The organism is Micromonospora haikouensis, from assembly GCF_900091595.1.
Classification (GTDB): domain Bacteria; phylum Actinomycetota; class Actinomycetes; order Mycobacteriales; family Micromonosporaceae; genus Micromonospora; species Micromonospora haikouensis.
In genome coordinates this window covers 1-6,480 of record NZ_FMCW01000073.1, presented here as the reverse complement: position 1 = coordinate 6,480, position 6,480 = coordinate 1, and the positions used below count along the sequence as shown (strand labels likewise).

At 68.8% G+C, this 6,480-nt stretch carries 6 protein-coding genes and 1 pseudogene; 4 read left to right on the top strand and 3 right to left on the bottom strand.

What is annotated here, in order from left to right; translation table 11 throughout:
* From GA0070558_RS33180 to GA0070558_RS32345, 4 genes and pseudogenes are all read left to right on the top strand, one after another.
* Nucleotides 1-171 (top strand): annotated as a pseudogene (locus GA0070558_RS33180) (IS1380 family transposase); the annotation flags it as partial.
* A 203-nt stretch (nucleotides 172-374) separates the two neighbouring features.
* A complete protein-coding gene (locus GA0070558_RS32355; RefSeq protein ID WP_091287295.1) occupies nucleotides 375-902 on the top strand; it encodes a DUF6244 family protein in 528 nt (175 codons plus the stop codon).
* Between the two features lie 194 nt (nucleotides 903-1,096).
* Nucleotides 1,097-1,495, top strand: coding sequence for a CdiA C-terminal domain-containing protein (locus GA0070558_RS32350; protein ID WP_091287291.1), 399 nt, complete (start codon nucleotides 1,097-1,099; stop codon nucleotides 1,493-1,495).
* Nucleotides 1,496-1,509: 14 nt separating this feature from the next.
* Nucleotides 1,510-1,959 carry a SitI3 family protein gene (locus tag GA0070558_RS32345; RefSeq protein ID WP_091287288.1) on the top strand — a complete coding sequence of 150 codons (450 nt, stop codon included), beginning with the start codon at nucleotides 1,510-1,512 and terminating at the stop codon, nucleotides 1,957-1,959.
* A 488-nt stretch (nucleotides 1,960-2,447) separates the two neighbouring features.
* Here GA0070558_RS32345 and argS read toward each other — a convergent pair whose 3' ends face one another.
* The 3 genes from argS to GA0070558_RS32330 all read right to left on the bottom strand — a co-directional run.
* Nucleotides 2,448-4,166 (bottom strand): arginine--tRNA ligase, encoded by a 1,719-nt coding sequence (gene argS, locus GA0070558_RS32340; protein ID WP_091287285.1) that lies wholly within the window; start codon nucleotides 4,164-4,166, stop codon nucleotides 2,448-2,450.
* Between the two features lie 128 nt (nucleotides 4,167-4,294).
* A complete protein-coding gene (gene gltX, locus GA0070558_RS32335) occupies nucleotides 4,295-5,698 on the bottom strand; it encodes a glutamate--tRNA ligase (RefSeq protein ID WP_091287280.1) in 1,404 nt (467 codons plus the stop codon).
* A gap of 400 nt (nucleotides 5,699-6,098) precedes the next feature.
* Nucleotides 6,099-6,480, bottom strand: a 382-nt coding sequence (locus GA0070558_RS32330; RefSeq protein ID WP_141722425.1) for a transposase family protein, incomplete at its 5' end; no start/stop codon positions are given.

Below are 6,480 nucleotides of genomic sequence, written 5' to 3'. Positions count from 1 at the left end.
GACCTGGCCCGCTGCGAACCGAAACAGCTGCGCTACCGCGTGCTGCACACCGCCGCGCGCCTGGTCCACGGCCAACGCCGCCGACGGCTACGCATCCCCACGACCTGGCCCTGGGCCGACCAGATCACCACCGCGTTCACCCGGATCGCGGCCATCCCCGCCCCCGGCTGACCAGCACAGCCGCCATCCCACCGACCGGAGAAACCCAGGAGACCACGCCCACCGCCGCGACAGACGGCCCACCACCACGCCCCCAGACAGCATCCATCGGTGATAACCGATCAACTAACCAGGGGTCGGCACATCCGACGCCACCCATGAACGATCGAGGGTAGCTTCAGTGGTCTCTGTCTTCGATCGGGAAAGTCGGCCTCGTGTCGCATATCGAGAAGATCACCGGTGAGTTGCGTGCGCTGATGACGGGCGTCGAGCGTGCGCAGGGTCTGGTGGCCGCTGCCCGAAACCAGGCGCAGGAAGTGGCGCTGCGGGCCGCGGGTGCCGGCTTCGTCGCGGTAGCGGCGGGCATGACCCGGGTCGGCAGCACCATCACGGAAATCCAGGGCGGCCTGGGCAGCCTTTCCGGTTCGATCGGGGAGGCGACGAAGGCGACTGCGGCCGTCCCGCACGAAGCCACCCCGCAGGAGACGATCGCCGGGCTGACTCCCGTGCTGGCCGCCGTGGACAGCGCCCGCGACGCCACGACCGGCACCATCAGCCAGGTCGGTGAGACACAGCAGCTCGTCGCCATGATCCTGCAAGGTGGACAGCCCGGCCCGCTGCTCCAGGCCCTGGACGGCATCAGGCAGGTTCTGGTTCTGGTGGTCCAGCGCACCGCCACCGCCCGGCAACACGTCGAAGCGGCGATCGCCGAGGCGCGACAGCTCGGCTCCTCGGGAAACTGACCGGGGCTGGCGGTCCCGCACCGACCAGCCCGCCCCCGTCCGCCACCAGCGCCCCGGCTGGTCCAGCTACCAGCCTCGACGGTGACACCTCCGCTGGGCGTGGCCCCACCCTATGGACCAGGCGACCCACCGGCGTCCCCGGCGGATCACCAACCGGACCACGAACGCGGATCCCGCCGCAGGAGGACGACAGCGTGCGGCGGTCGCTGGAGTTGGAGAACGCGTGCGCCGACACGGTCGCGGAGCGGGGCTACCGGGTCCACCAGAACCCGACGAGGCGGCAGATCGCCGAGGCGCGGCTGAACACCGGCGACGTCGGAAAGCCGGACAAGGACCCCGACTATCTGATCGAGGGCTACGTGTTCGACTGCTACGCACCGAATCCGGCGAAGGCCGTGCGGGGCATCTGGACGGAGGTGTCGGGGAAGGTGGCCAGCCAGCAGACCCAACGGGTGGTGCTGAACCTGCGGGACTGGCGCGGTGACCTCACCGCTCTCCAGAAGCAGTTCGACGACTGGCCGATCCACCAGCTCAAAGAGCTCGCTGCGGTGACCCGCAGCGGTGAGATCATTCAACTCATACGGCGAGACTGAGAAGGCGGCGGCACGTGGCTATCGAGTACCGATTGACGCTGGCGGGAGACATCCCACTGGAACGGGTGGCCGAACTCGTCGCACCGGAAGGATTCGAGGAGTCGACCCTGCCCGGCTATCCGCGGCTGCTCGGCGCGGACCTCCAGGACACGTCCGGATACACGGTCAGTATCTACGGGGGCAGCGACGGCTACTTCGACGCCGCTGACGACGACGGTGTCCAGTGGGAGTGGGAACCCGACCGGTACGTGAACGTCGTCTTCCACATGCCAAAAGACGACCCGTCCGGAAGATCGGTGCCCGACATGATGACGGCAGTGGCCCGCGTGCTCGCCGGCCGCCCGGAAGACGCCGCCCTGGTATTGAACGGCAACTGGCTGCTCCTCACCCGCATCGCCGGCATCCTGCACAGACACCGTCACGCCTGGTGGGACAACTACGGCATCAACGACATCTTCCTGTAGCTGCGATACCGCAGCGCGAGCCAGAAGGGCGGGTAGCGCTGCCGATACCGACCCGAGCGGATGGCGGGCAGGATGGGCACGTGCGGATGCTGTTTTCCATCGGCAGCACCTGCACGATCTTCGGTGCGGCCACGTCTGCAGACGAGAGAGCCCCTCGGAAGGCGTGGGTTCGCTGGGATGGCGACCGACTGGTCCCCGCCGCAAGCAACGACACAGACGGAAGCCTCGTCATCACCCCGTCCCCACGAGGTTGGCTGCTGACCACGACCCTTGCCACCGCCCGGCTCCCAGGCGGTGGCCGGGTCGGACCATGGGCACCTGAGGTCTTCCGGCTCAGCGACGAGATCCTCGGCACCAACTTCGGCCGCCTCGCACCGCCATTCGGCACCCGGTCCCGCGCCTGTCTGCGGAAGTTGCGATTCAGTGCGGAGTTAGCTCGGGAGTAGACCTGCCGTCCGGCGCGCACACGTGGTGGGGCCGAGGAACGGTTACATGCGGTCCGGGGCGACGATGCCCAGCAGGTACAGGCCTTGGTGCAGGACCCGGGCGGTGAGGTCGCACAGGGCCAGCCGGCTGTCGCGCACGTCGCCGGCGGCGCGCAGGACGGGGCAGTGCTCGTAGAAGGCGCTGAAGGTGGCGGCGAGGGTGTGCAGGTATCCGGCGAGCCGGTGGAACTCCAGGGTCTGCTCGACACCGGTGACGACGGTGCCGAAGTTGACCAGTTCGAGGGCGAGGGCGTGTTCGGCCGGGTGCGTGATCGAGATCGGTGCCGCCGTGAGCTGTCCGATGCCGGCGCGGCGGAAGATGGACCGGATCCGGGCGTGGGCGTACTGGAGGTACGGGGCGGTGTTGCCGTCGAGGGAGAGCATCCGCTGCCAGTCGAAGACGTAGTCCTTGATCCGGTCGGTGGACAGGTCGACGTACTTGATGGCGCCGATGCCGACCGCGCGGGCGACGTCGGCGACGGCCGCCTCGGACAGGTCGGGGTTCTTCTGCCGGGCCAGTTCGGCGGCCCTGGTCACGGCCTCGTCGAGCAGTCCGACGAGCTTGACCGAGCCGCCGGCCCGGCTGCGTAGCATCTTGCCGTCCGTGCCGAGGATCGAGCCGAAGCCGATGTGTTCGGCCCGCGCGGGCGGGCTCAGCCAGCCGGCGTGCCGGGCGACCGCGTACACCATCTCGAAGTGCTGACGTTGCGGCAGGCCCACCACGTAGAGCAGCCGGGTCGCGCCGAGGTCCCGGGTCCGGTGCCGGATCGCCGCGAGGTCGGTGGCCGCGTAGCCGTACCCGCCGTCGCGCTTGCGCACGATGACCGGCAACGGCTGCCCGTCGCGGCCGGTGAAACCCTCCGGGAAGACGCAGGCGGCATCACCGCTGTCCCGCAGCAACCCGAGCCGGTCCAGCTCCTCGGTCACCGGGGCGAGCATGTCGTTGTAGTAGCTCTCGCCGTAAAAGTCCTTCTCGGTGAGCAGGACGCCGAGCTGGTCGTAGACCGTCAGGAAATACTGCTCCGACTCGGCGACCAGCAGCCGCCACAACCGCAGGGTCAGCTCGTCTCCGCCCTGCAGGGCGACCACCCGCCGCCTGGCCCGTTCCTTGAACGTGTCGTCGGCGTCGAACTTCGCCCTGGCCGCCTTGTAGAACGAGTCCAGGTCACCGACGGACAACTCGTGGGCGGCCTCCGACTCGCCCAGGTCGAGCAGGTGCTCGATGAGCATCCCGAAGGGGGTGCCCCAGTCGCCCAGGTGATTGGCCTTGATCACCCGGTGCCCGAGCCACTCCAGCAGCCGCACGGCGGCGTCGCCGATGACGGTTGACCGAAGGTGCCCGACGTGCATCTCCTTGGCGACGTTCGGCGCCGAGTAGTCGACGACCACCGTCTCGGGAGCGGCGCTCACCGCGACGCCGAGCCGGGAGTCCGTGGCCATCCGCGACAGCAGCGCGCCGAGAGCCGGGTCGGCGATCGTCAGGTTGATGAACCCCGGGCCGGACACCTCCACGACCGCGCAGAGGTCCGCCAGCGCCACCCGGCCGACGACCTCGGCGGCGATGTCCCGGGGCGGGCGGCCGAGCCGACGCGCGAGGGCCAGGGCGGCGTCGGACTGGTAGTCGGCGTGCTGCGAGCGCCGTACGACCGGGTCGACCGGCCCGCCGGCCACGGCCGAGAACGCCTGCGCCAGCCGGTCGGCCAACACCTTTTCAAGATCCATGAAGGTACGCCAATCTCGCTCCGATCCGCCTCATGCGCGGGAGGCGGATCTGCCGGGGGAATGCTCGGGGAGCGGATCGATCGACGACCAGGTTGACCGGCGGAATCGATCCGCCGGTTGCGAAGAGGTCAGCTCAGGCGGTCGAGGGCGGCTCGCAGGCGAGCCACGGTTCGCTCACGTCCGAGGATCTCGATCGACTCGAACAGCGGCAGCCCGACGGTGCGGCCGGTCACCGCGACGCGTACCGGTGCCTGGGCCTTGCCGAGCTTGAGCCCGCGCTCCGCGCCGATCGCCTCCAGCGTCGACTTGAGCACCTCGGCCCGCCACTCGCACGTCTCGTATGCCTCGACCACGGCGGCCAGCAGCGCCGGGGCCTCGGCCTTCATGGACTTCGCCCACGCTGCCTCATCGGTGACCGGCTCGTCGAGGAACAGGAAGTCGACCATCGGCACGATCTCGGAGAGCACCGCGATCCGGGTCTGCGCCAGCTCGGCGACCGCAGCGAACGCCTTGGCGTCGTACGCCTCCGCCCGCCATGGCGTGGCCTCGGCGCTCAACCAGGGCTGACACGCCTCGACGAAAGCCTCCACCGACAGTGCCCGGATGTAGTCCCCGTTGAAGGCCCGCAGTTTCTTCACGTCGAAGAACGCCGGAGAAGGGTTGACATCCTCCAAGCGGAACTCCGCCACGATGTCGTCCCAGGGCAGGATCTCGCGGTCACCGGACGGCGCCCACCCGAGCAGCATCAGGTAGTTCCGCATCGCCTCGGCGAGGTATCCCTCGGCGCGGAAGTCCTCTAGGGCCACCCGGTCCCGACGCTTGGACAGCTTCTGCCGCTTCTCGTTGACCAGGATCGGCGCGTGCACCCACACCGGGGGCTCGGCGCCCAGCGCCTCCCACAGCAGTTGCTGCTTCGGCGCGTTGGGGAGGTGTTCCTCCGCCCGGATCACGTGGGTGATGCCCATGACCATGTCGTCGACCACGTTCGCCAGCAGGAACACCGGCGACCCGTCGCCACGGGCGATCACGAAGTCCTCGATCAGCTTGTTGTCGAAGGTCGGCTTGCCGCGTACCAGGTCGACGATCACGGTCGAGCCGTCGTCCGGCGTACGGAAGCGCAGAGCGCGACCGTCTCCGGCGGTCAGGCCACGGTCCCGGCAGAAGCCGTCGTAGCCCTTGTGCTCGCTGCCCGTCCGCGCGATGACCTGGTCCCGGGCCCAGTCGCAGTAGTAGGCAAGCCCGGCGGCGAGGAGCCGGTCGATGGCCTCCCGATGGTGCGGTGCGTAGTCGGATTGGAACAGCGGACCCTCGTACTCGGCCGGGCCGATGCCGAGCCACTCCATCGCGTCGAGGATGCCCTGGACCCACTCCGGGCGGTTCCGCGCCGCGTCCGTGTCCTCGATCCGCAGCACCATCGTCCCGCCCGACTGTCGGGCCAGCACCCAGTTGAACAGGACGGACCGGGCGTTGCCCACGTGGAACATGCCCGTCGGGGAGGGTGCGAAGCGAACGCGGAGATCGGAATTGGCCACGGATAGCAGGCTACCGAACAAGCGGCGGTCAGCCTCACCGATATCCGCGCCCGGAGCTCCCGAGGCGAGACGTAGTGCCCTACCTGCGTGAACCTGCCGTAACCGGAATGCTGAAGCAGCGGCGCACGGCAACTGTTCACTGTTCAGCGCCATTCTCTACGCCAGCCGCACCGGGTAGCCGGTGTGTTCATGCTTGCCTGGCAGGTCGGGTAGAGCGAATGGGTTGGTGCTGTTCGTCAGCGACGGTTCGATCATGGACCCGGGGCCGAAGCCCGGGTGACAAGGTGTTGGCCGAGCTTCGCCGTGAGCTGCAAGCGTTCACTCAGTGGCACCTCGGAGGACTTGGCGCTGTTGAAGTCGTCGCCCACGTACCGCGGAATGATGTGCCAGTGACGTGATCTCAACAAGAATCCGGTAGGTATCGGTGTTCGTAGTGGGTGAGGTGGAGGGCGGCACGGACGATGTCGCCGAGGCTGCGTGGGCTGGCGGTGCTGTGGCGTAGCGTGCGCCAGCGGCCGGTCAGGATGGCGAAGCCGCGTTCTCCGAGGCACCGCATCGATCGAAGGACGGCGTTGTAGGCGCGGTTGTCGACCGCGAGGCGACGGCCGTCGGCGGGTTGCTTGTACGGGGTGTGGATGCCCTGGCCGGCGCCTTCGTAGCCGGAGTCGGCCAGGGTGGGTAGATGCAGTTCGGAGGCTGCCCAGTACAGGGCGCCGGTGACGTCCAACTGGTGGGCGCAGGTGAGATCGTGCAGGTGCCCCGGCCTGGCGTCCGAGGTCCAG